20 protein-coding genes and 1 other annotated feature are annotated in these 22,049 nt (G+C 43.9%); of the genes, 5 read left to right on the top strand and 15 right to left on the bottom strand.

The genetic code is table 11. The features are described 5' to 3' along the window. Positions 1-50 precede the first annotated feature (50 nt). A complete protein-coding gene (locus NFU07_RS11880; RefSeq protein WP_052652054.1) occupies positions 51-692 on the bottom strand; it encodes an FMN-dependent NADH-azoreductase in 642 nt (213 codons plus the stop codon). A 183-nt stretch (positions 693-875) separates the two neighbouring features. Here NFU07_RS11880 and NFU07_RS11875 point away from each other — a divergent pair, with 183 nt between their 5' ends. Then, positions 876-1,370, top strand: coding sequence for a hypothetical protein (locus NFU07_RS11875; RefSeq protein WP_251478429.1), 495 nt, complete (start codon positions 876-878; stop codon positions 1,368-1,370). 53 nt (positions 1,371-1,423) lie between these two features. Here the strand turns inward: NFU07_RS11875 and tyrS are convergent, their stop codons facing one another. Further along, positions 1,424-2,689, bottom strand: a complete 1,266-nt coding sequence (gene tyrS, locus NFU07_RS11870; protein WP_251478426.1) for a tyrosine--tRNA ligase — start codon at positions 2,687-2,689, stop codon at positions 1,424-1,426. Between the two features lie 52 nt (positions 2,690-2,741). Continuing rightward, positions 2,742-2,933, bottom strand: a binding site (T-box leader). Positions 2,934-3,040: 107 nt separating this feature from the next. Here tyrS and NFU07_RS11865 point away from each other — a divergent pair. Next, complete coding sequence (locus NFU07_RS11865) at positions 3,041-6,004, top strand: transglycosylase domain-containing protein (protein WP_251478423.1); 2,964 nt, start codon at positions 3,041-3,043, stop codon at positions 6,002-6,004. 221 nt (positions 6,005-6,225) lie between these two features. Here NFU07_RS11865 and acsA read toward each other — a convergent pair whose 3' ends face one another. Beyond that, positions 6,226-7,944, bottom strand: a complete 1,719-nt coding sequence (gene acsA / locus NFU07_RS11860) for an acetate--CoA ligase (RefSeq protein WP_251478421.1) — start codon at positions 7,942-7,944, stop codon at positions 6,226-6,228. A 170-nt stretch (positions 7,945-8,114) separates the two neighbouring features. On the opposite strand from acsA, the gene NFU07_RS11855 reads away from it, so the two are divergent. From NFU07_RS11855 to NFU07_RS11845, 3 genes are read left to right on the top strand one after another with little or no spacing between them, the layout of a single operon-like run. After that, positions 8,115-8,747 (top strand): GNAT family N-acetyltransferase, encoded by a 633-nt coding sequence (locus tag NFU07_RS11855; protein WP_251478417.1) that lies wholly within the window; start codon positions 8,115-8,117, stop codon positions 8,745-8,747. Positions 8,748-8,768: 21 nt separating this feature from the next. After that, positions 8,769-9,413 carry an acetoin utilization AcuB family protein gene (locus NFU07_RS11850; protein WP_251478414.1) on the top strand — a complete coding sequence of 215 codons (645 nt, stop codon included), beginning with the start codon at positions 8,769-8,771 and terminating at the stop codon, positions 9,411-9,413. After that, positions 9,410-10,561, top strand: a complete 1,152-nt coding sequence (locus tag NFU07_RS11845; protein ID WP_251478779.1) for an acetoin utilization protein AcuC — start codon at positions 9,410-9,412, stop codon at positions 10,559-10,561. The genes NFU07_RS11850 and NFU07_RS11845 overlap by 4 nt, the downstream gene beginning before the upstream one ends. Before the next feature lie 31 nt (positions 10,562-10,592). Here the strand turns inward: NFU07_RS11845 and ccpA are convergent, their stop codons facing one another. From ccpA to NFU07_RS11785, 12 genes are all read right to left on the bottom strand, one after another. Continuing rightward, positions 10,593-11,591: a catabolite control protein A gene (gene ccpA, locus NFU07_RS11840; protein WP_251478411.1), complete on the bottom strand. Its 999-nt coding sequence runs from the start codon at positions 11,589-11,591 to the stop codon at positions 10,593-10,595. Positions 11,592-11,686: 95 nt separating this feature from the next. Next, a complete protein-coding gene (locus NFU07_RS11835; RefSeq protein WP_235198857.1) occupies positions 11,687-12,772 on the bottom strand; it encodes a bifunctional 3-deoxy-7-phosphoheptulonate synthase/chorismate mutase in 1,086 nt (361 codons plus the stop codon). A 167-nt stretch (positions 12,773-12,939) separates the two neighbouring features. Next, a complete protein-coding gene (gene ytxJ / locus NFU07_RS11830; protein WP_235198856.1) occupies positions 12,940-13,269 on the bottom strand; it encodes a bacillithiol system redox-active protein YtxJ in 330 nt (109 codons plus the stop codon). A gap of 16 nt (positions 13,270-13,285) precedes the next feature. Beyond that, positions 13,286-14,032 (bottom strand): YtxH domain-containing protein, encoded by a 747-nt coding sequence (locus tag NFU07_RS11825; protein ID WP_251478409.1) that lies wholly within the window; start codon positions 14,030-14,032, stop codon positions 13,286-13,288. A gap of 25 nt (positions 14,033-14,057) precedes the next feature. Next, positions 14,058-14,549, bottom strand: coding sequence for a DUF948 domain-containing protein (locus NFU07_RS11820; RefSeq protein ID WP_251478406.1), 492 nt, complete (start codon positions 14,547-14,549; stop codon positions 14,058-14,060). Positions 14,550-14,835: 286 nt separating this feature from the next. Then, a complete protein-coding gene (murC, locus tag NFU07_RS11815) occupies positions 14,836-16,149 on the bottom strand; it encodes a UDP-N-acetylmuramate--L-alanine ligase (RefSeq protein WP_251478403.1) in 1,314 nt (437 codons plus the stop codon). Positions 16,150-16,311: 162 nt separating this feature from the next. After that, on the bottom strand, positions 16,312-19,080 hold the full coding sequence (locus NFU07_RS11810) for a DNA translocase FtsK (protein WP_251478401.1): 2,769 nt from the start codon (positions 19,078-19,080) through the stop codon (positions 16,312-16,314). A gap of 6 nt (positions 19,081-19,086) precedes the next feature. Further along, complete coding sequence (ytpR, locus tag NFU07_RS11805; protein ID WP_251478394.1) at positions 19,087-19,695, bottom strand: YtpR family tRNA-binding protein; 609 nt, start codon at positions 19,693-19,695, stop codon at positions 19,087-19,089. Then, on the bottom strand, positions 19,692-20,507 hold the full coding sequence (locus NFU07_RS11800; RefSeq protein WP_251478391.1) for a DUF1444 family protein: 816 nt from the start codon (positions 20,505-20,507) through the stop codon (positions 19,692-19,694). The genes ytpR and NFU07_RS11800 overlap by 4 nt, the downstream gene beginning before the upstream one ends. Positions 20,508-20,602: 95 nt before the next feature. Beyond that, the gene (locus NFU07_RS11795; protein ID WP_235198849.1) at positions 20,603-20,920 is read right to left on the bottom strand and encodes a thioredoxin family protein; all 318 of its coding nucleotides are present in this window, start codon (positions 20,918-20,920) and stop codon (positions 20,603-20,605) included. A gap of 11 nt (positions 20,921-20,931) precedes the next feature. Continuing rightward, positions 20,932-21,447: a hypothetical protein gene (locus NFU07_RS11790; protein ID WP_251478387.1), complete on the bottom strand. Its 516-nt coding sequence runs from the start codon at positions 21,445-21,447 to the stop codon at positions 20,932-20,934. Positions 21,448-21,510: 63 nt separating this feature from the next. Further along, positions 21,511-22,032, bottom strand: coding sequence for a DUF84 family protein (locus tag NFU07_RS11785; protein WP_251478385.1), 522 nt, complete (start codon positions 22,030-22,032; stop codon positions 21,511-21,513). Positions 22,033-22,049: the final 17 nt, after the last annotated feature.

The raw sequence follows: 22,049 nt of genomic DNA, 5'->3' as shown, positions 1-22,049 counted from the left end.
GCCTACCAAGCAAAATTGCTCGATAGACGGTTAAGCGCTTCTCTAGTAGATTATGCGTTTTGGTGAACCAATTTAGAAGCTGCCTCTTTCACTCGCTCAAGGCCTTCTTCGATAATCTGTGCCGCTTTGTCAGGTGTTGCGTTATGGCCTTCGATGATGACTTCATCAACAATCTGCATGCCGAACACGCCGCCGAAAACATTGCGCATATAATTAACAGCCATTTCCATCGGTGCCGCTTCTGGTGAAGAGTAAACGCCTCCGCGTGCATTCAAGAAAATCGCTTTTTTGTCTGTCATCAATTGAATCATATTACCTTCTGCATCGTATTTGAATGCAAATCCAGCGGCATACACATAGTCGATAAATGTATGCAATTTAGCAGGAATCGTCAAATTCCATAATGGGAATGCAAATACCACAAGGTCAGCTGCAGAAATGGCATCCATTGCTTTTTGCTTCGCTGCTAATAGACGTTGTTCGATATCTGTCAATTCTTCTTCATTTTGCAATTTGCCGAATGCATTGAAAAGATCTTGGCCGAAATAAGGCATATCTTCTTCGTACACGTCATAAGTTGTTACGTTCAAGTCTTTATTATCTTTCACCGACTCCATGAAAGTTTCGTACATCTTGCTTGAAATACCTTCAGTTGCCGGACGATTGTTCGCTTTTACTACTAATACATTCATTTGTTCAAATTCCTCCAATAAATTATATTCACATCCCCTATCATATAATGAATACGTATTTTTTTGTTGTGAGACGACTTATCCTGACTTCAAGATATTCATTTCGTGAACATTTTATGACTTTTTCCATTTACTGGTGAAACCTTTCGATTCTAGCTCCGTATTAAGACCAGGAGGGATGGCATGATTTCATTTGTATTGATTTATTTGGTGGGCCTACCGATTGCAGTCCTTCTTCATGAAGTCGGCCATGCTATTGGCAGTGCTTTGTTATCCAAAGAAAAAGTGAGCGTCTATCTAGGTCCGTTGGATGACAGCAATAAAGAAAATTTTCGATTCGGAAAAGTTTCGTTTCATATCCGGTGGGCTTATTACGGATTTTGCGCTTTGGTGATGCCAAAAGAAAAACGATCAAAAATTCAACGATTCTTATTCTTAGCAGGAGGTCCTGCTGCTTCATTAAGCCTTGCACTTTTGTCTTTCGCCGCTTTAAATCAGCTGACGAATTGGGACCTGCAGAATTTCACGAAAGGTTTCATGTATCTTAATCTTTGGTTATTTGCCGGCACGTCAATCCCGGTAGTTTATCCGAAATGGATGGGTCCATACGCAGGACACTCATCTGATGGCTATCAGCTCATTCAATTAATGAAGAAAGAAAAAACAATCGCTTCATAAGTGAATTAAAAAACGCGGCCTCCCAATGGAAGCCGCGTTTTTTTATTTCCTTATTAACTAAATTGAACCATATGGTATTTTTTCTTGCCCCGGCGGATGATGGAAAACGCATCTTCCAACCGGTCTTTTTCATCGATGATGTAGTCAAGGTCGGTGACTTTTTCCCCGTTTACCGAAATTGCGCCGTTTGTGACATCTTCCCGCGCTTGGCGTTTGGATGAAGAAATGCCGGCTTCGACGATCAAGTCGACAATCGACTTCGCTTCTTTCGCGAGTTCAACTGATGGCACATCTTTAAAAGCAGCGCGCATTTCCTCTGCTGATAAAGCCTTCAAGTCTCCGCTGAACAAGGCTTTCGTGATGCGCTGCGCATCTTCAAGCGCTTTTTCGCCGTGGATCAATTTGGTCATTTCTTCAGCTAAAACCGTTTGCGCTTTACGCAAATGCGCTTCCGTTTCCACTGTAGTTTCAAGAGCTTCAATTTCTTCGCGGTCGAGGAATGTGAAAATCTTCAAGTATTTGATGACATCTGCATCCGCTGTATTGATCCAGAACTGGTAGAACTCGTAAGGAGAAGTTTTTTTCGCATCGAGCCAAACAGCGCCGCCTGCCGACTTCCCGAACTTCGTTCCGTCCGCTTTCGTCACTAACGGAATCGTGATGCCAAAAGCTTTCGCTTCTTCATCATGTGTTTTGCGAATCACTTCAAGCCCTGATGTGATATTCCCCCATTGATCAGAACCGCCGATTTGAACGCGGCATTTGTAATGGTTGTACAAGTGGTTGTAGTCAATTGCCTGAATCAATGTATATGAGAATTCCGTGAAAGAAATTCCTTGTTCCAAACGTGATGCAACCGAATCTTTTGCCAGCATGTAATTCACGGAAATCAATTTTCCGTAGTCTCGCAAGAATTCAATAATGCTCATCTGCCCTATCCAGTCGCGGTTGTTAACCATTTTCGCACCATTTTCAGAAGCAAAATCAAAAATTTGTTCCATTTGGACTTTAATGCCTTCCACGTTCTTATCAATCTGTTCCGTTGTCTGCAGTTGGCGCTCTTCATTTCTTCCAGAGGGATCGCCGATCATGCCGGTAGCTCCGCCGACTAAAAGAATCGGCTGATGGCCGTGCGTCTGAAAACGTCGCAATGTCAATAGCGGCACGATATGGCCGATGTGCATGCTATCCGCTGTCGGGTCTACACCGCAGTACAACGAAATCTTCTGTTCATCTAATAATTTCTCCATGCCTTCTTCGTCGGTTTGCTGGTAAAGCAAGCCTCTCCATTTTAAGTCTTCCAATAATGCATTTGCCATTTCCATTTCCTCCTTGTTTCAGCTAATAAAAAAAGCCCCTGCATGAAATTCATGCAGGGACGCTTTTGCGCGGTACCACCCAGCTTGGAGAATCTGATTCTCCCGACTCAATATGTGCCGTACGGGGCACTTCCGTAAACTCCAAGCCTGTAATTCAGCTGCTGCGCTTTGACCGGTTTGCACCAACCACCGGCTCTCTCTACAAAGTTTGCAACGCCTACTTCGGACTCTTCATCGTTTGAATATGAAAATATATTAGTTAGTTTACTTTATTATGACATATTGTCAATCTTTTTAGTTGCTTTTGTGTGAATATGCTATAATAAAGCGAGATTTTAGGAGGTTGATAAAGTGCTTGAAAAGATAAGGGACGGCCTTAGGAAAACCGAAGAAACTTACAATCGATGGACTTCCGCAAAATGGGCAAAGCGACTGAGCATCACTAGTGGTGTACTTTGGAACTTAGCTATTTTGCTTGCAATTATATTTGTCGTCGGCGGTGTATTTGCCGCTTCCGTTGGAGCCGGTTATTTCGCTTCCCTGGTGGACGAAGAAAAACTTCGTACGCCGGATGAAATGCGCGGTGAAATTTACAGCTATGCCGAAACCTCTGAGATGTTTTTTGACAACGAAGTCTATATCGGAAAATTACGCACCGATTTAGAACGAAAAGAAACAAAGCTCGATAAGGTTTCAAAATTTGCAATTGACGCGGTTCTTGCGACAGAGGATGAATACTTCCTAGAACATGACGGAATCGTGCCAAAAGCGATTTTCCGTGGATTGTTCCAAGATGTTTCAAACTCCGACAGCCAAACAGGCGGATCGACATTGACACAGCAGTTGATCAAGAACCAAATTTTAACCAATGAAGTATCCTACGAACGAAAAGCCAAAGAAATTTTGCTTGCGATGCGCCTCGAAAAATTCATGTCGAAAGATGAGATTTTAGAAGCCTATTTGAATATCATCCCTTACGGAAGAAACTCATCCGGCGCGAATATTGCCGGGATTGAAACTGCAGCAAACGGTTTATTCAACGTATCTGCCAGTGAGCTGAATTTGCCGCAAGCAGCCTTTATCGCCGGGATCCCGAAAGCGCCTTTCCGCTATACGCCTTATACATCGAACGGTGATCCGAAAGACGATGAAGGATTGCAGCACGGAATTGACCGAATGAAGACGGTGCTATTCCGGATGAAGGAAACAGAATACATTACCCAAAAAGAATACGATGAAGCAATCGCTTATGACATCAAAAAAGATTTCCGTTTGGACGAACAGCGTTCTTATGAGAAATACCCTCACATCACAGTGGAACTTGAAAAACGTGCTTCCCGCATCATTATGGATGTACTCGCTGAACAAAATGGAATCGACCCTGCTACATTAGAAGAAAATGATAAATTGTACGATGAATATGCCATTTTGGCAGACCGTGCCGTGCGTTCGAATGGCTACCGCATTTACTCTACGATCAACAAGGAAATGTTCGATGCACAAAAAAAAGCGGCCCAGTCCTATGAATCCTATGGGGCGACTTTGACAGCTCCTGCTCTCAACGCAGAAGGAGAAGAGATCCAGAAGCAATATCCCGTACAAGTCGGCAGTATGACGATCGAAAACAGTACCGGCAAAATTTTAAGCTTTGTTGGCGGACGCGATTTTGAAATTGAGAAGTTGAACCATGCCACGCAGGCTTTCCGTTCGATCGGTTCAACAGCTAAGCCATTATTGGTTTATGGACCTGCGATTGAACTTGGAAAAATTGGAGCTGGCAGCCCAGTTGTCGATGTGAAATTCACGCAAAACATTCCTGGCCAAAAGCCATACAAACCGAGCAACTTCGTTCCAACGAGCGAACAAGGCATTATGCCGGCCCGCAATGCTTTAGCAGAATCACAAAACTTGCCGGCACTTCGTCTATATTCGCAAATACAAGGCCAAGATCCTAGCAGCTATATGAGAAAAGCTGGGATGACGAGAGTGGTTGAAAACAAAGAGAAAGTTAATGCCTTCTTGACTTCGGCCCTTGGAGGCGGTGTCGAAGCTTCAGTTGAACAATTGACGAGCGCTTACTCCATGTTTGCTGCTAATGGCAAACACAAGGATGCCTACATGATTCAACGCATTGAAGATGCAGACGGTAATATCGTATTTGAACAGAATACAGAAGACGGCGAACAAATATTTTCACCACAAACTTCTTATATCCTTACCGATATGATGCGTGATGTCTTTAAAACGGAACGTGGTACTGGTAACCGTGCAAACAGTTTACTTAAATTCAGCTCAGACTTTGCCGGCAAAACCGGAACCACCCAAGATGCAAAAGATGTGTGGATCGTCGGCTTAAATCCGAACGTAACGATGAGCGTATGGCTCGGCTATGGAATAGAGAAGTTCCAATTAAATGACCGGCCAAACAGCGAATTACAGCCTTCTGTCCGGGTTAACCAGTTATGGGCGCGCTTAATGAATGCCGCTTATGACACTAACCCTGAATTAATCGGTACTAAAGAAACGTTCAAAGCACCTGAAGGCGTTGTCACCCGCTCATTCTGCAGCATTTCAGGGCTTGCCCCAGGCGGTGCATGTTCGGGTGCAGGCTTAGTGAAAGCCGACTTGTTCAATGCCAACGTTATGGTTCCGACAAAAGCAGATGACAGCTTGACTTCAGGATCTTATACGACTGTAAATGGTTCCCGTTACTTGGCACTGGATAGTACGCCAAGAGAATTTGTCAGCAGCGGCGGTGCCGGTGTTTCCAAAGCTTATATTGACCGCATGCTCGGTACATTGGGCGGAGACGCAAGCAAGCTTTTCCCTGGCAATTCACGCTTCTCTAACATCGTTTCAGGTTCGACTTTGAACCATGATGGCATCGCTCCATCCGGCGTCCAAGCATCGCTAAACGGAAGAACTCTTACTTGGAGCAATTCCGCTTCAAATGACGTAGTCGGCTACCGTATTTACCGGAGCGGCGGAGGCAATTCTTTAGTCGCTTCCATATCGGAATCTCGCGGGAACTCTTATACCTTGCCGGGTCCAGGCAGCTATTTTGTCGTAGCTGTTGATATCACAGGCCAACAATCGCCTCTATCTAATACAGTAGGCATTGAAGCACCAAAACCGGCAGCTCCTGCTCAACCGGAAGAAAACACAGCTCCTCCTGCAGATGAAGAGGAAGAAACCGAAACTCCCCCTGCAGATGACGAAGCAGATGAAGAAGAAACTACTCCACCGCCAGCAGATGGCGGTACCACTCCTCCTCCGGAAGAACCAACTGAACCGGAAGAAGGCGACGGCGAGTAATAACAACAGTAACCAAAAAGGCACCAGCTGAGAATTTCTCAGCTGGTGCCTTTTCTTTTTAAACTTGTGGAACCTGAACGGCTGTTTCCGCTTTTCGATTGTCCAGACTCCAGCGCCCAACCCCTCGAGTCGCTTCGGTCTCTCAGCAAATGGCAAAGAGCGCCATTCCCTGAAAGCCCTCCAGCGCTTGTCGGGGCTAGACGGGCACTTCCGCTTTTCCGTTAATCTTCCATCGTTGACAAATCGCCTGTTGGCAAGTCGAGTTCCCATGCCTTCAAGACGCGGCGCATGATTTTACCGCTGCGGGTCTTCGGCAATTTGTCTTTGAATTCGATTTCTTTTGGTGCTGCATGGGCAGCCAATCCTTTTTTGACGAATTGCTGAATGTCTTGGATTAATTCATCTGATGGTTCATAACCTGTATTCAAAGCGACAAACGCTTTGATGATTTCTCCACGCACCGGATCCGGTTTTCCGATAACTCCTGCTTCTGCTACTGCCGGGTGTTCGAGTAGTTTGCTTTCTACTTCGAATGGACCAACGCGTTCGCCGGAAGTCATGATAACATCATCTACACGGCCCTGGAACCAGAAATAACCTTCTTCATCCATATAAGCCGAATCTCCAGAAACGTACCATTTATCATTCAGGAAATACGATTCGTATTTTGACGGATTGTTCCAAATTTGGCGCATCATTGACGGCCAACCTTTTTCAATTGCCAGATTCCCCATCTGGTTAGGAGCCAGTTCATTGCCTTGGTCATCCACAATTGCTACTTTTATGCCTGGCACCGGTTTTCCCATTGAGCCCGGTTTGATCGCCATCGAAGGATAGTTGCAGATTGTCTGCGCACCCGTTTCAGTCATCCACCACGTATCGTGGATTCGTTTGTCGAATACTTGCACACCCCAACGCACTACTTCTGGATTTAACGGCTCCCCTACGGATAAAACATGGCGAAGCGTTGAGAGATCATACTCTTTTACTAACGCATCTCCTGCACCCATCAGCATACGGAAAGCGGTTGGCGCACTGTACCAAACCGTAACACCATAATCTTCAATGGCTTTGTACCATCCATCTGGAGAAAAACGGCCGCCTAAAATAACCGTCGTTGTTCCTGTCAACCAAGGAGCAAAAACGCCGTACGCCGTTCCAGTAACCCAACCCGGATCGGCTGTACACCAATAAATATCTTCTTCTTGAAGATCCAATACCCATTTGCCGGTCTGATATTGCTGGACCATGGCATATTGGGCATGAAGAACGCCTTTCGGTTTCCCAGTTGAACCGGATGTATAATGCAAGACTAGACCGTCTTCTTTATCCAGCCATTCGATTTCAAATTTATCGGAAGATCCGTGAAGATGCTTCATGAAATCGACCGTATGATCATTTTCTTCAATTTCCTCACCTACGAGGAAAACGGTTTTAAGATTTGGCAGCCGGTCAAACGGCACACGCGGCAATAATTCCGGCGTTGTAATGATCGCTTTCGCATCGCTGTCATCTAACCGGTCGTATATGGCTCCTTCCATAAATGCTTCAAATAACGGCCCAACGATCAAGCCCATTTTAAGTGCACCGAACATTGCAAAATAGAGTTCCGGAGAACGCGGCATGAAAATAAACATGCGGTCGCCTTTTTCCAGTTCCGAATGGGATTTCAATAAATTCGCCGCACGATTTGTCATACGCTTCATTTCATAGAACGTATAAGACTCGTTTCGCGATGAGTCTTTGTAATAAAGAGCTACTTTATTCTTTCGATAGGATTCAGCGTGGCGGTCGATTGCTTCGTACGCCATATTTACTTTACCGCTTTCATACCAACTGAATTCTTTTTCAACTTCAGTCCAGTCGAAATTTGCTGCGATGTCTTCATAATTATGTAGATGATGCTCCCCTTGTCTTGCCGGTATCGCTTCCACTTTCATCCAAATCATCCTTTCCCAATTGTATCTCTTATATTCTACAACATTCTGACAATTGAATGCGAATAATTTTAACTTTTTAGAAAACAATGGATGATTTCTATCTCCATCTCCCACTTCCATTTTCTTTTCATGTATAATGTACCTAATTGTACCCAATAGGCGGTGAAAAGATGGAACATCAGAAGGAATACCATTCAATGAATTTAGAGACAAAGAACGGTCCGTTGCTTCTTGAAGGACCCGTTCCTTCGAATGAACTGAAAGCGCTTGAATTTCATGAAGACCTTGTAGCGTTTAGGCAGCCTGCCCAGCAGCATAAAGCCATTACCGAAATTGCCGATCTTCCGGAAGGCCGCATTCTTATTGCTCGGGCAGAAAATACCATTGTCGGCTATGTGACTTTTCTCTATCCCGATCCACTGGAGCGATGGTCAGAAGGAAAAATGAAAGATTTGATTGAACTCGGGGCCATCGAAATCATTCCTAAATACCGCGGTGGCGGCGTCGGAAAATCTTTGCTGCGTTTATCGATGCAGGATGATTATTTCGAAGATTTCATCGTCATCACAACCGAATATTATTGGCACTGGGATTTAAAAGGCACCGGATTGAATGTTTGGGAGTACCGAAAAATTATGGAGAAAATGATGCAGGCCGGCGGGTTGGAGTATTTCGCCACAGACGATCCTGAAATCAGTTCCCATCCTGCGAATTGCTTGATGGCCAGAATCGGCAGCCGCGTCCCGCCGTCATCTGTCCAGCAATTTGACCAGCTCCGTTTCATGAACCGCTATATGTATTAATCGAACAAAAGGGGTGTATTTATGTTAATAGAAGAAATTATGAAAACCGATATTCAAACTTTAACTCCGGAGCAGACCGTACAAAACGTTTTTGAACTTTTTGAAGAAAAGCGAATCCGCCATGCACCCGTGGTCGAAAATGGAAAAGTCGTTGGCATCGTTTCTGACCGTGATTTAAAAGATGCTTTGCCTTCTCGTTTCACTGTTTCTCCTAAGAAAGATGCTTATGAGAAAAAAGTTAAAGATATCATGACCAAGAATCCGATCACCGGCCATCCAATGGATTTCGTAGAAGAAATCGCAGTGATTTTCTACGATCAGCAAATAGGCTGCCTTCCCATTATCAGCAGCGGCAAGTTAGTCGGCTTTATCACGGAGACGGATCTTTTATATAAATACATCGAATTGACTGGCGCACACCAGCCAGGTTCTCAAATTGAAATCAAAGTGCCCGACCGTTCCGGTGTTCTTTTCGATGTTTCCAAAGTATTTCATGATAAAAACGTCAATATCCTAAGCGTGCTCGTATACCCCGATAGCAATAACCGCGCGAACAAGATATTGGTTTTCCGCGTTCAAACAATGAACCCACTAGCTCTCATAGATGACTTACGAAAAGAAGGTTTCGATGTCCTATGGCCGAGCGCGCCGCAAATGAACGAATGAAACATGCTGTCTTCATTTTTTCAGAAGATCAATTGGGGTATAAATTTTCTGATACACATCCATTCAATCAAAAAAGGCTCGTTCTGACAATCGATCTTCTCCGCAAAATGAATGCGCTTCCAGAAGATTTGATTGTGCCTGCCCGAGTCGCTACAGACGAGGAACTTTTGCTTGCCCATGATGAACGTTATATTGATATCGTCAAAAAAGCGAGCAGAGGGGAAATTTCATCGGAAGCCGGTGAAAGCTATGGCATCGGAACCGAAGATACCCCCATTTTTGAAAATATGCACGAAGCAAGTGCCCGATTAGTTGGCGGCACACTCACCGCTGTAGATTACGTTATGGAAGGAAAAGCCCAGCATGCGTTGAATTTGGGCGGCGGGCTCCATCACGGGTTCCGTGGAAAAGCTTCAGGTTTTTGCATTTATAACGACAGTTCTGTTGCCATCAACTATATCAAGAAAAAATACGGAGCAAGAGTTTTGTACATTGATACAGATGCCCACCATGGAGATGGCGTCCAATGGAGCTTTTATGACGATCCCGATGTCTGCACGGTTTCCATCCATGAAACCGGAAGGTATTTGTTCCCTGGGACCGGCAACATTAATGAACGCGGGAGCGGTCAAGGCTATGGCACTTCTTTCAATTTTCCCATCGACGCTTTTACGGAAGATGAATCATTCCTTGAAATCTACCGGACTGCAATGAAAGAAATTGTGGAATTCTTTAAACCCGACGTCATCCTTAGCCAAAACGGTGCTGATGCCCATTATTTGGACCCTCTTACCCATTTATATGGAACAATGAATATCTATAAGGAAATCCCTAAAATTGCTCACGAGCTGGCTCATGAGTATTGTGAGGGCCGATGGATTGCAGTGGGCGGCGGAGGCTACGATATTTGGCGTGTCGTTCCCCGCGCTTGGTCGATGATCTGGATGGAGATGAATAATTTCCCCCTCCCTAACGGCCAATTGCCAGATTCATGGATTTCAAAATGGCAGCCTGAATCGCCTGTGCCGTTAATTAAAACATGGGAAGATCCCGTTAATATGTACCAAGCCATTCCAAGAAAAGAAGAAATAACCGACAAGAACTTCCAGATGCTCAATAAAGCCTTATATATGATTCGAAATGCATAAAAAAAATAGAGCCCCTAATAGGCTCTATTTTTTATGCGTTTTTTGTAGACTGACGTTCTTCGATGCGATAAGGCAAAATAACTTGTTTTTCTTCGATTTCTTCTTCGTTCATATATTTTGTCAGCAAGCGCATGGAAACAGCTCCGATATCATATAAAGGAAATGCGATGGATGTTAGCATTGGGCGTGCCATGCGTGCCAGTTTGGAATTTTCATAGCTGATGATTTCTACATCCTCAGGCACTTTTTTTCCGCTTTCTTCAAGCGCATGAATGACGCCGATGGACATTTCGTCATTGCTGACAAAATATGCGGTTGGCTCATAAGGCTGCAAAGTAGAGACAGCTTCCATACCTTCATCATAGGAATTATTGCATTCTACGACCAGTTTCTCATCATAGTCAATGCCTGCATCTAACAACGCTTCTGTGTAAGCTTTTAATTTATAGTCTTTATTGATTTTAGAGCTTAGCGGACCAGAAACAAAGGCGATTTTCTTATGTCCATTATCGATCAATTTTTTAACCGCCTCATAGGCAGCTCCATAATAATCGATATTTACAGACGCTACTGCGTTCGTTTCATCGATGGATCCAGCTAAAACGATCGGCGTCGGAGATCTTTCCATTTCGTAAAGAAGTTCAGTTGAGATTACATCGCTCATGAAAACTATGCCATCCACTTGTTTTCCAAGCATTGTTTCCAACAATTGAAGTTCCTTATTCTGATTTTGGTCTGAGTTCGACAAAATGATGTTATAGCGGTACATGGTCGCAATGTCTTCTATTCCCCGAGCTAGTTCTGCATACATACTGTTTGAAATATCGGGAATGATGACGCCGACCGTTGTGGTTTTCTTGCTGGCTAATCCTCTAGCCACTGCGTTAGGGCGATACCCCAATTCTTCAATTACTTTTAATACTTTCTTTCTCGTAGCAGGTTTTACGTTTTGATTGCCATTCACTACTCGCGAAACGGTAGCCATGGATACATTCGCTTCTCTTGCTACGTCATAAATCGTAACGGTCACGGTGCGCCCTCCTTTCCTATATCTATAATCATACGATAAAGCGTTTCATCTAATCAACTAAAAAAAGAAAAGCCGGGGAGCCCGGCTCTTCGAATTTACATTTTCAATTCGTATTGTTTCATGAATTTCATCAATGAATCGTAGTATTCATCGAATTGCTGCAAGTTCATTTGCTGAGCTGCATCTGACAAGGCAACTGCTGGGTCTGGATGAACTTCAGCCATAACTCCATCAGCGCCGATAGCGATAGCCGCTTTAGCAGCCGGCAATAATAGATCGCGGCGGCCAGTAGAATGCGTAACATCAACAAATACCGGCAAATGTGTTTCTTGCTTCAAAATTGGCACTGCCGAGATATCCAATGTATTTCTTGTCGCTTTTTCATAAGTGCGGATTCCTCGTTCGCAAAGGATGATTTGATCATTTCCTGATGCGATGATGTATTCCGCTGCATTGATGAATTCATCGATTGTTGCAGCCATCCCTCTTTTTAGAAGAACTGGTTTATTGATTTGTCCGACCGCTTTCAGCAATTCGAAGTTCTGCATATTGCGCGCTCCTACTTGGACAACATCCAGGTAAGGCAATGCATCTTCCAAATGGGAAGGTGTGACAATTTCAGATACGACAGCCAAATTGTATTGCTCCGCTGCCGCTTTTAGCATTTTCAGACCTTCAAGGCCTAGACCTTGGAAATCATAAGGGGAAGTACGTGGCTTGTATGCTCCTCCGCGAATTAAACGAAGGCCTTTTCCACCAATAGCTTCTGCCACTTTCGTTACTTGTTCTTGAGATTCAACTGCACACGGTCCGAAGATGAATGAAGGTGTTCCTTCACCGATGCGTTCTCCGTTGATCGTGATGATTGTATCCTCAGATTTCTTTTTACGGGAAACCAGCAATGCTTTGCGTTGGTCTTCTTCTTGCATATCCAAAGCAGATTTGAAAATTTCCTTGAATATATGGTCAACGGTCTTTTGATCAAGTGGACCGCTATTATGGTCTTTTAATAAGTTAAGCATATGGCGTTCACGCAATGGATCGTAGCGATTGACACCTTGTTTTTCTTTGATTTTCCCGATTTCCTGGATGACTGTTGCTCTTTCGTTGATAAGAGAAAGGATTTGCAGGTTGACTGCGTCAACTTTTTCTCTAAGCTGTTCTAAATCTAATTGGCTCATTTTCTACTTCCCCTTTCGAGATTCACCTTACTTAGTGACTCATATTAACATATTAGAACTATTATAAGCAAAGTATTCAATAAAGTCACGAAATTTATTTTAGCGATTCAACGCGCTAAAGTGTTTTAGAATAAAAAAAGCTGAAGCACGAGGCTTCAGCTTACTTTTTAAGCGATAAATTCAGTCATGGATTTGCTTGTTATATCCCCATGAGAGGCGTGCCAATCCACTTTTTCACTTGCAAAATGGAATAATTGAGGCGATTCATGTTTAATTCCGGTAATTTCCGCAATATTTTGTGACAATTCCCTGTCTTCCTGAACAACTAAAAACAAAAACAATTGATTCGGATGCAGTGAACAGTATTCATTGAATTCATTCCATGCAGCGGCTGAAACCGGGCATGTACTGCTGTGTTTAAATAGCCAGTAATGCTGGGCTTTGCCTGCATGCTGCTTCAAACTGTCCAGATCCTGTACACGCACTAGATTTTTCATTTAACCCGCCCCTAAATCAGTTTGATGATTTGTTGTTGTTTTTATTGCCTGAGTTATTGTTCTTATTGCTTGAGCTGTTATTGCTTGAGCTATTGTTATTCGAGTTGTTGTTAGATGAATTGCTGTTGTTCGAGTTTTTGTTCGAGTTGCTGCTATTGTTTGAGCTATTGCTAGACTCTGATTTCTTTTCTTCCTTCACTTCTTCTACCGCTTCGCGAAGAGCATTTGCAGTTGAAGTAAATGCTTCCTTGCCTGTAGTTTCTGCTTGGTCTACTGAATTTTGAACTGTATCCAGCATTTCAATCGATTCTTCGCCTTCTGAAGAAGCTGTGCCGTCATCCATTGGAGACTGGCCGCCTTTCAGGTTCTTCACTTTGTCGACAACTTTAGAAGACTGCTCTTTGACTTGCTGCGTCAGTCCGCCTGATTTTTCTTTGGCAGTATCTGTATAAGTAGAGGTTTTTTCTTTTAACGTTGTCGCATGCGTATTTAAATCAGAACGCAATTCCTTGCCTGATTTAGGCGCTAAGAACAATGCCGTTGCCGCACCGATAATTCCGCCGACTAAAGCACCGATGATAAAGTCTTTTGAGCTTGACTCATCTTCATAATCGTAAAGATCATCGTAGCGGTTCGTCATGCCGTAAGATTGCGGCACGTAATCATTTTGCTGATAGTTCTGGCCATTTTGAGAATAGTAATCACGATTGTATTGTGGTTCATTATAAGTTGGACGTTGGTTGTTATCGTTGTTTTGTGTCATTTGAACATTCCTCCATTAAAATAATTTAGTATTGATCGTTATGTGGCAATTGCTTTTGCCCTGGAACCGGTGCATAAGATGATGCTGCACGAGATTCATAGATTTTGCGCTCTTTCCACTTATCGCGGATGCCCATGACAACATTGCTCCATTGAACGACTTGAGCAATCTTATCTTGGTTCATTTCGACTTGAGTCGAAACTTCAGAAGTGACGCGGCGGATAGATGAATTCAAATCCGTAACCGAATTCCCCACACCTTTCACTGCATCTACTACTGTGTTCAGTTTTTCAGATTTAACTTGAATGTCTTCAGCTAATTCATTTGTTTTGTGCAGCAAGTTCGTCGTCTCCAACGTTACCCCCTGCAATTGATTTTCAAGGCCTGCTACTGTCCCAGTTACCTCTTTCAATGTGTTCTTCAGCGAATTCAGTGTCATCGCCAATGCTACGCATAGAATTAAAAATCCGATAGCTGCTACGATAGCCGCTATGTAAAGCAGTATTTGCCAATCCATGCTTTTTCCTCCTTTTGCGAAACTGTTATATCTCTTTTGTACCCCGCTGCTTATACACCTAAACACAGGTACTTTATCTTAATTCAACAAAACTTAAGGAAATCCTCCTATGGAAAAGACATTTCGGTTTAAAAAATTAGAAACTCCCGCCAACTATTCTTTTTAAAACCATCATCCGAGCGCTTCGGATTTTTATCAATCGATGTTTCTCATTTCCACCATCAGCGATATTTCAACCTTCCTTTTTTGATATTTCTGCATAAAAAAAACAGCTTAACTTTAAAAGTTAAACTGTTTCCTCTGTCTTCAATAATTTCTCGAATGCTTCTTGGAACTTTGTCACGTCTCCTGCACCCATAAATAAAAATACGGCTTGTCCATGTGCGAGCAACGGTTTAACGTCATCCGCTTGGAGGATATAACTGCCTTCAATCTTTTCTTCAAGGTCTCGAATCGTCAGGACGCCCGCTTCTTCACGTGCTGAACCAAAAATATCGCATAGATAAATATGGTCAGCTTCGCTTAAGCTATCGGCAAATTCCTGTAGAAATGTCTGTGTCCGCGTAAAAGTGTGCGGCTGGAAAATCGCCACAAGTTCCCGATCCGGAAATTTCTGGCGTGCAGATTGCAAAGTCGCGCGGATTTCAGTCGGATGATGCGCATAATCATCGATCAGAATATGCCCGCCAATTTCAGTTTGCGTGAAACGGCGCTTTACTCCTTCGAAATCGGCTAATTGCTGCTGAACAATTTCCGCTGGGATATTTTCATAATGGCAGAGGGAAATTACTGCCAACGCATTCAATATCGCATGATCGCCGAACATCGGAATCGTAAATGTGTGGTAAAATTCATTGCGAATCACCACATCAAATGTCGTACCTTCTGTCGACTTGACGACATTTCTTGCCTGAAAGTCATTTTCAGCTCCGAATCCATAATAGACGACCGGAATCGGCGCTTGAATCCGTTGAAGGTATTCATCGTCTCCGCATGCTATGATGCATTTTTTCACTTGTTTCGCCATCTCTTCAAATGCATTGAAAACATCATCGATTCCTGCGAAATAATCCGGATGGTCAAAATCGATGTTCGTCATGATCGCATAATCTGGATGATAAGCCAAGAAATGGCGGCGATATTCACACGCTTCTGCAACAAAGAAATGTGAATCCTCTTTACCGAATCCAGTTCCGTCCCCGATCAAGTAAGAAACGGGTTTATAGCCATCAAGAACATGCGCCATCAATCCGGTAGTCGACGTTTTGCCGTGTGCTCCAGTGATGGCGACCGATACATATTGACTCATCAGATTTCCAAGGAATTCATGATAACGAATGATTGTTGCACCGAGCTCTCTTGCTTTTACAAGTTCAGGGTGATTGTCATTAAAAGCATTCCCTGCAATAATTGTCATGTTTTCATGAATATTATTTTCGTCGAAAGGCAAAATCGTGATGCCTCTTTCACGCAAACGGTCTTCCGTGAAAAAGTGCTGTTCGATATCCGAGCCTTGGACCTGTTCCCCCATGTCGTGCATAATCTGCGCAAGTGGGCTCATACCGGACCCTTTAATGCCGGTAAAATGTAGTACTGTCATAAATGAACCTCCTGTGGGAGTTGAAAATTAGTCTAATCAATTCGTTTGACGGACTGAATAGCTGCTTACTTATGTTTAAACATAATCACTCGATTATACCATTTTTTATGAAAGAGCAATATACCCGATATTTCCTCTTAATTTTCAAGTATTTTGAAGTTCTTACTGGAATACCTCAGCTATATCCTCTTCCGTCATAAGAACAGCTCTCGCTTTACTGCCATTCTGCTCTGAAATAAAACCATGCTGTTCAAGAAGATCCATTAAACGCGCAGCCCGGTTATAGCCGATATGAAATTTCCGCTGCAATAGAGACGTCGAGGCGCTTCCTTGAGTCATGATAAAGCGGCAAGCCTCTTCAAACAAATCATCTTGAAAATCGGCTCCGCTAGCCCGCTTGATCAATTCTTCTTCTTTAAAGAAATATTCCGGTTCACCTTGAGCTCTTACATGGGCAATAACATCTTCAATTTCTTCATCTGTCACAAACGTTCCTTGGATGCGGACAGGCGCTGACATGCCATTCCCTAAGTAAAGCATATCCCCCCTGCCAAGCAAGCGTTCAGCCCCTTGCGTATCCAAAATCGTCCGGCTATCCACTTGGGAAGAAACCGAAAATGCGATGCGCGTTGGAATATTGGATTTGATTAATCCCGTAATTACGTCTACAGAAGGGCGCTGTGTCGCAATCACCAAATGGATTCCGCACGCTCTTGCTTTTTGCGCAATGCGGCAAATTGCATCTTCAACATCCGAAGGAGACATCATCATCAAATCAGCCAATTCATCAATGACAATCAGGATATAAGGCAGATGCTGAGCATAATCGCCTTTTTCTTCCACCATCTTATTATAGCGGTTTAAATCCCGAACCCCTGCGTGGGCAAATAATTGATAACGCCGCTCCATTTCCTCGACTGCCCATTTCAATGAAGCAGTAGCCGCTTTTACATCCGTAATGACAGGACTGACTAAATGAGGAATATGGTTATAAGGTGCCAATTCGACCATTTTCGGATCAATCAGCAAAAGTTTTAAATCTCTTGGAGATGATTTGTACAACAAACTCACCAACAAGGAATTGATGCATACGCTTTTCCCGGACCCTGTAGCCCCAGCAATCAATCCGTGCGGCATTTTCCGTAGATCAAGCGTGACCGGTTTCCCGGTCAAATCGAGTCCCAGCGCGGCTTCCAACGGGGATTCCGACTCCGAAAATACGCGGCTTTCAATAACTTCCGAAATGCGGACAGCCCGTGATTTCCGGTTCGGGATCTCAATCCCGATTGAGCTTTTCCCGGGAATCGGAGCTTGAATCCGAATATCTTTGGCAGCCAATGCCAATTTCAAATCGTCTGCTAAGTTACGTATTTTGCTGACTTTCACGCCTTGCGCCACTGTCACTTCAAATTGCGTAACAGCAGGCCCTTGGACAATGCTTAGTATAGAGGCTTGAATCTGGAAATGGGATAACGCTTCAATTAGCCGCTCGCCTTGCTCTTCCATCCACACTTCATCCACTAAATCATTTTCGGGCGGACGGAGATAATCCGTCCCCGGCTGTTCGTAAGCTGTAACTTCTGTGACAGTTTCCACATCTTGAAGTGTTTCCAGTTCCAGAGCCTCTGGATGTTCAGTTTCAGGTTCCTTTTCAGCAGACAGAACCTCGGACATCATTTGCCGGTTCACTTCCAGCTTTTTATCATCTGTTGGTGCTTGTTTTTTATCAGACGCCGGTTCAGCTTCGACAACATTTATGTCAGGATTATTTTTAATTGCAGGAGAAGCTGCAGGAATGGACGGTTTTTTGACCCGTTCTTTATCCGATTTCAGCATCAATACATTGAACGGCACTGTCTTCTCCCGTTTTTCAACTGGCGTCACCGTTTTAATCGACGATTCGGAGGTGGCTTCAAGTTCAGTATGTACCGGTTTTTCATTATTGCTTTCGTTCAATTCTTTTTCTTCACGCTTTTCTTCACGCAGTTCTATAGCCGGGACAGCTGGAAGTTCTATAGCCGGTGCCTCGATCGTTTCTGAATCAGGTTCGAGCATTTCTTCTCCTGTCGTCTCCGGCACACTTTCAATCGCTTTAACTTCCTCCGTCAATTCCTGATTCGGCGATGCTGTTTCATCCATACGCACAGAAGTTGAATCCATTTCAACCGCCTTTTTTTCCTCTTTGGATTCCAAGAGCTCGATAGCTTGATCGGAGGAATGATTATCAGTCGGCTGAGGTACCATGGCTTCTGGTTCTTCAACCGTTTCCGGGGCAAAATTTAAAGCGGGCGCTTTTGTCGCAGCAAGAATCGCTGAAACTTCCTTCTCATCGTTTTTCAATTGCTCAAAAGTAGTTGCCTTTTTCACAATCGGCTTATGGATGCGATTTTCCGGAGTATCGTTGTATCCGTAAATCGGTGAAGGTACACGAGTTGGTTCAAAACGACGAGTTTTTTTAACGCTTGTCGGCGCTTCGTATTTGCGGCTTTTCGGCGGCACAGGCGGTTCATACGAATGAACGGCTGGTTTCGGCGCTTCATAGCTGCGCGGTTCGTACGTCCGAATGGATTCAAAATCTTGAACCGGCTCACGATTCCGCACCGGTATACGCTCTCTCAGCGTTTCTGGCTGGTCTTCCTGGAGGGTTTTTGCATCGTAATTCAATGCACGTTGAATAGCCGGATTCACCGGACGTCTTCTCGGTGCCGTCTGTTGCTCATTTCCTCTTCTTAAACTTTCGCCCAATTTATCATTTCTCGGATTCTGTTTGATGAAAGACCCTTTTTCTTCGTCCGTTATGACAGGAAAACGAAAAGGTGCTCTTTGAGGACGAGCCGAAGAAGCCGAAGAGGTTTCTTTTTCGACTTCCTCATAATCTTCTTCCGTGTCTTCAGGGAACATGCGGCTCCATAAATTTTTAACCCAACTCATTTTGCGTCACGCCTTTACTTCAAATGGTGATCCCGTTTCTGCATCTTCTGGTAAAACGAGTATCCCTTTTTCTTGAGGCGCATTCGGCAACGCCAATTCTTTTGCAGAACAAATCATCCCGCTTGATGCCACTCCGCGAAGCTCTGCATCTTTAATGATCATTCCAGATGGCATAACAGCTCCAACTTTGGCAACTACCACTTTTTGGCCAGCTTCTACGTTCGGAGCACCACAAACGATTTGCAATTGTTCAGTTCCGACTGCGACTTGGCAAATATTCAATTTGTCCGCATTCGGGTGTTTTTCTTTCGATTCTACATAGCCGACCACGAATTTTGGCGATAAATCGACTTCTAAAATATAATCGACGCCGTTTTTCTCCAATGCATTTTGAAGGACAGTGACTACTTCTTCCGTCACTTCGACAGAAGCAGCCTCCCCTAAATCCATGTATTCACTAGCATTAAACAGATTGAAGCCGGCAATCGTGCCCGAAGCGTCTTTGATCAATGTTACATCCCCTGTTTGTTCCGGGTGGATTTTTTCTGGCGTTTCTGTCTGTAATTGGACTAAAAGTACATCACCAATTCCGTGTTTATTGTAAAAAGCATTCATTTCTTATCGTTCTCCTCTTCTATTCTATTCTTCGCCATAATGAAAATCGGTTCCAATTCGCCATCCTCATAGATGAACGAAAGTGAAGTGATCGGCACTTTGCCGTTTGTGAAAAAGTGCATCGCCATTTGGGCCAACACATCATAGCCGGTTTCGTTCCGGATATCTCCAATAATCAGCACATCCTGATGGGGCACAGATACGGTCATATCGCCGGTGATTTTTGTTTTCATCTCTTTTAAGAAACTCTCATTTAAAATTCGGGAGGCATCATAGCCGTCATTTTCGTTTAGAAAATAAAACACGTTGCCTGCTACATGATCTTCTTTCACTGCAGTTTTCAGCTTTTTCACCTGAAATTTGGCAATTTCCTTGAGCTGCTCCACTGTCAGACTTAATGAATTTAACATATTTTCATCAATTAAGCGATAGGTAGTCCCCGCATCCAAGGCATAATAGATCCTTGTTTCTGCAGTATGTTCACTCGTCACGAACTTATTTCCTTCTTTCGACTCTTCCGGGAAAGAAGTGGAACGGATAACCGGAAAAATATGTTCGGTCGATTTCAATTCACCTTTCAGCTCTTTTTCCATCGCCTCAAATGTTTCCGTGATGATGTAGACGATTTCATCAATCGCCGGCTCCCCTTTTGCTTCATATCGGTTGATCACTTGAGGAAGTGAAATGCTTGTCCCTTTTTTCAAGGCCTCGTGTTCGATATGAAGCATGTTTTTTTCCCGGTCGAAACGCCAATTCAATTGCGGATTTGGCATCCGCTCTCTTAAAATATTTACAAGTTCAAATGATTTCATCGGATTCCATCCTTTCTCTCAAAAATAAACGGTTCTGCCATAAATGGCGAACCGTCATTTTTTTATCCCGCCGATTATGGTTAAAGCGAAGAGCTTTAAGCAGATAAATTCGTGATAAATGATTCGATTTCGTCTTGCGTTTTGCGGTCTTTGCTGACAAACCGGCCAGCTTCTGCTCCGTCTTTATAAGCGAGGAAACTTGGAATGCCGTAAATATCCTTTTCGATGCATAAGTCGATAAACTCATCGCGGTCCACCGATACAAATGTATAGCCGCTGAATTTCGTTTCCACGTCCGGCATAATTGGATCGATAACACGGCAATCCGGGCACCATCCGGCAGTGAACATGAATACAACCGATTCTGTAGCTGCCAATGTATTGAATTCTTCAACACTCGCTAATTTTCTCATTGCTAAAACTCCTATTCTTCGTTATCGATTGAACGGACTGTTTTCATCATCCATTCCATATTGCCATCAATTTTACTTTCTTCGGAAATGGTCGTCATTTTGACGCCGCCTGCACTCACTACCAATTCATAGCGGTCTTCTGCAATGTTTCGGACAGTCGCAAATCCGAAACGTCCGTTTTCTTCGAAAGTTTCATCCGCAGTCCACTCTTGCTCTGGGTTCGCTTTTTGAAGATCGTAGAATAAGCGGCTGTCTGCCGATTCATTCGGATTAACAAACAACACAAAAGAATCGCTGCCTTTTGTAATGATAATATTGTTTTCATCAGAAGGTTCTTCGACTGTGTAGCCTCCCGGCAAATAGAACTCCACATGGTCTGTCTGTTCGTTCACATCTTCCGGTTGTTGTTCAAATGCCGATTTTGCGGATTCCATTCCATCCGCTACCCGTTCTTCCGGCGTAGCAACGCATCCGGCAAGTAAAAATGCTGCGGCTATAATTGCCAATCCTAATTTCTTACGAGGCACACAAATTCCTCCCTAACTTCGTTACTAACCCTTATTTTAAAGGTGTTTTATGGGACATGCAACTTAATCGCTGTCTTTTAGGAATTGACCGACCAGCAGTTCGACGATGTGCTCAAACATTTCATTCCGTTTGATGAGCCCTGCCGTTAAGATACCGATTGCCCCTTTATGATGGCGTACTCCGATTTCGCCGGCGTATTCATCCATCACCGGCCCCAATTCCCGTCCGGCGCGCAGTTGTTCAGAAATTTTCTCCGGCAACGGAAGTTGTGCACCTGCAGCTGTGTATACGTATCCTTCTTTGGTAGCCATCGCACCCCAATTGCATAAATAGAGGACCCCTTCTAATTCATATACCCCTCCTTCAAGTCCGAACGCAAGATCAAATCCTCCAAGAAGGGCTGTCTGAGCCCGGTTCACAGCGCCTTGCCGCGTTTCTGCTAACGTGAAAGGCTGGGCTGAAACGCCGGATTCCGCCTCAACCGGCACGATTTCGGCTTCGAATTGCAATTTTTCCAAAACGGTCGAGACCGCTTTGATTTTTGCCGGATTGTTCGAAGCGATCGCCGCAGTTAATTTTTCCATGATTCTTCTTCCTTCCT

The sequence above is a fragment of the Planococcus sp. NCCP-2050 genome (assembly GCF_023708025.1).
Classification (GTDB): Bacteria; Bacillota; Bacilli; order Bacillales_A; family Planococcaceae; genus Planococcus.
This window is presented reverse-complemented; position numbering and strand designations above follow the sequence as displayed.

Bases quoted from the DNA above. Each gene is read 5' to 3' on its own strand.
- NFU07_RS11880 (WP_052652054.1), bottom strand. From the start codon at position 692: ATGAATGTATTAGTAGTAAAAGCGAACAATCGTCCGGCAACTGAAGGT.
- NFU07_RS11875 (WP_251478429.1), top strand. From the start codon at position 876: ATGATTTCATTTGTATTGATTTATTTGGTGGGCCTACCGATTGCAGTC.
- tyrS (WP_251478426.1), bottom strand. From the start codon at position 2,689: ATGGCAAATGCATTATTGGAAGACTTAAAATGGAGAGGCTTGCTTTAC.
- acsA (WP_251478421.1), bottom strand. From the start codon at position 7,944: ATGAAAGTGGAAGCGATACCGGCAAGACAAGGGGAGCATCATCTACAT.
- NFU07_RS11855 (WP_251478417.1), top strand. From the start codon at position 8,115: ATGGAACATCAGAAGGAATACCATTCAATGAATTTAGAGACAAAGAAC.
- NFU07_RS11850 (WP_251478414.1), top strand. From the start codon at position 8,769: ATGTTAATAGAAGAAATTATGAAAACCGATATTCAAACTTTAACTCCG.
- NFU07_RS11845 (WP_251478779.1), top strand. From the start codon at position 9,410: ATGAAACATGCTGTCTTCATTTTTTCAGAAGATCAATTGGGGTATAAA.
- NFU07_RS11835 (WP_235198857.1), bottom strand. From the start codon at position 12,772: ATGAGCCAATTAGATTTAGAACAGCTTAGAGAAAAAGTTGACGCAGTC.
- ytxJ (WP_235198856.1), bottom strand. From the start codon at position 13,269: ATGAAAAATCTAGTGCGTGTACAGGATCTGGACAGTTTGAAGCAGCAT.
- NFU07_RS11825 (WP_251478409.1), bottom strand. From the start codon at position 14,032: ATGACACAAAACAACGATAACAACCAACGTCCAACTTATAATGAACCA.
- NFU07_RS11820 (WP_251478406.1), bottom strand. From the start codon at position 14,549: ATGGATTGGCAAATACTGCTTTACATAGCGGCTATCGTAGCAGCTATC.
- murC (WP_251478403.1), bottom strand. From the start codon at position 16,149: ATGACAGTACTACATTTTACCGGCATTAAAGGGTCCGGTATGAGCCCA.
- NFU07_RS11810 (WP_251478401.1), bottom strand. From the start codon at position 19,080: ATGAGTTGGGTTAAAAATTTATGGAGCCGCATGTTCCCTGAAGACACG.
- ytpR (WP_251478394.1), bottom strand. From the start codon at position 19,695: ATGAATGCTTTTTACAATAAACACGGAATTGGTGATGTACTTTTAGTC.
- NFU07_RS11800 (WP_251478391.1), bottom strand. From the start codon at position 20,507: ATGAAATCATTTGAACTTGTAAATATTTTAAGAGAGCGGATGCCAAAT.
- NFU07_RS11795 (WP_235198849.1), bottom strand. From the start codon at position 20,920: ATGAGAAAATTAGCGAGTGTTGAAGAATTCAATACATTGGCAGCTACA.
- NFU07_RS11785 (WP_251478385.1), bottom strand. From the start codon at position 22,032: ATGGAAAAATTAACTGCGGCGATCGCTTCGAACAATCCGGCAAAAATC.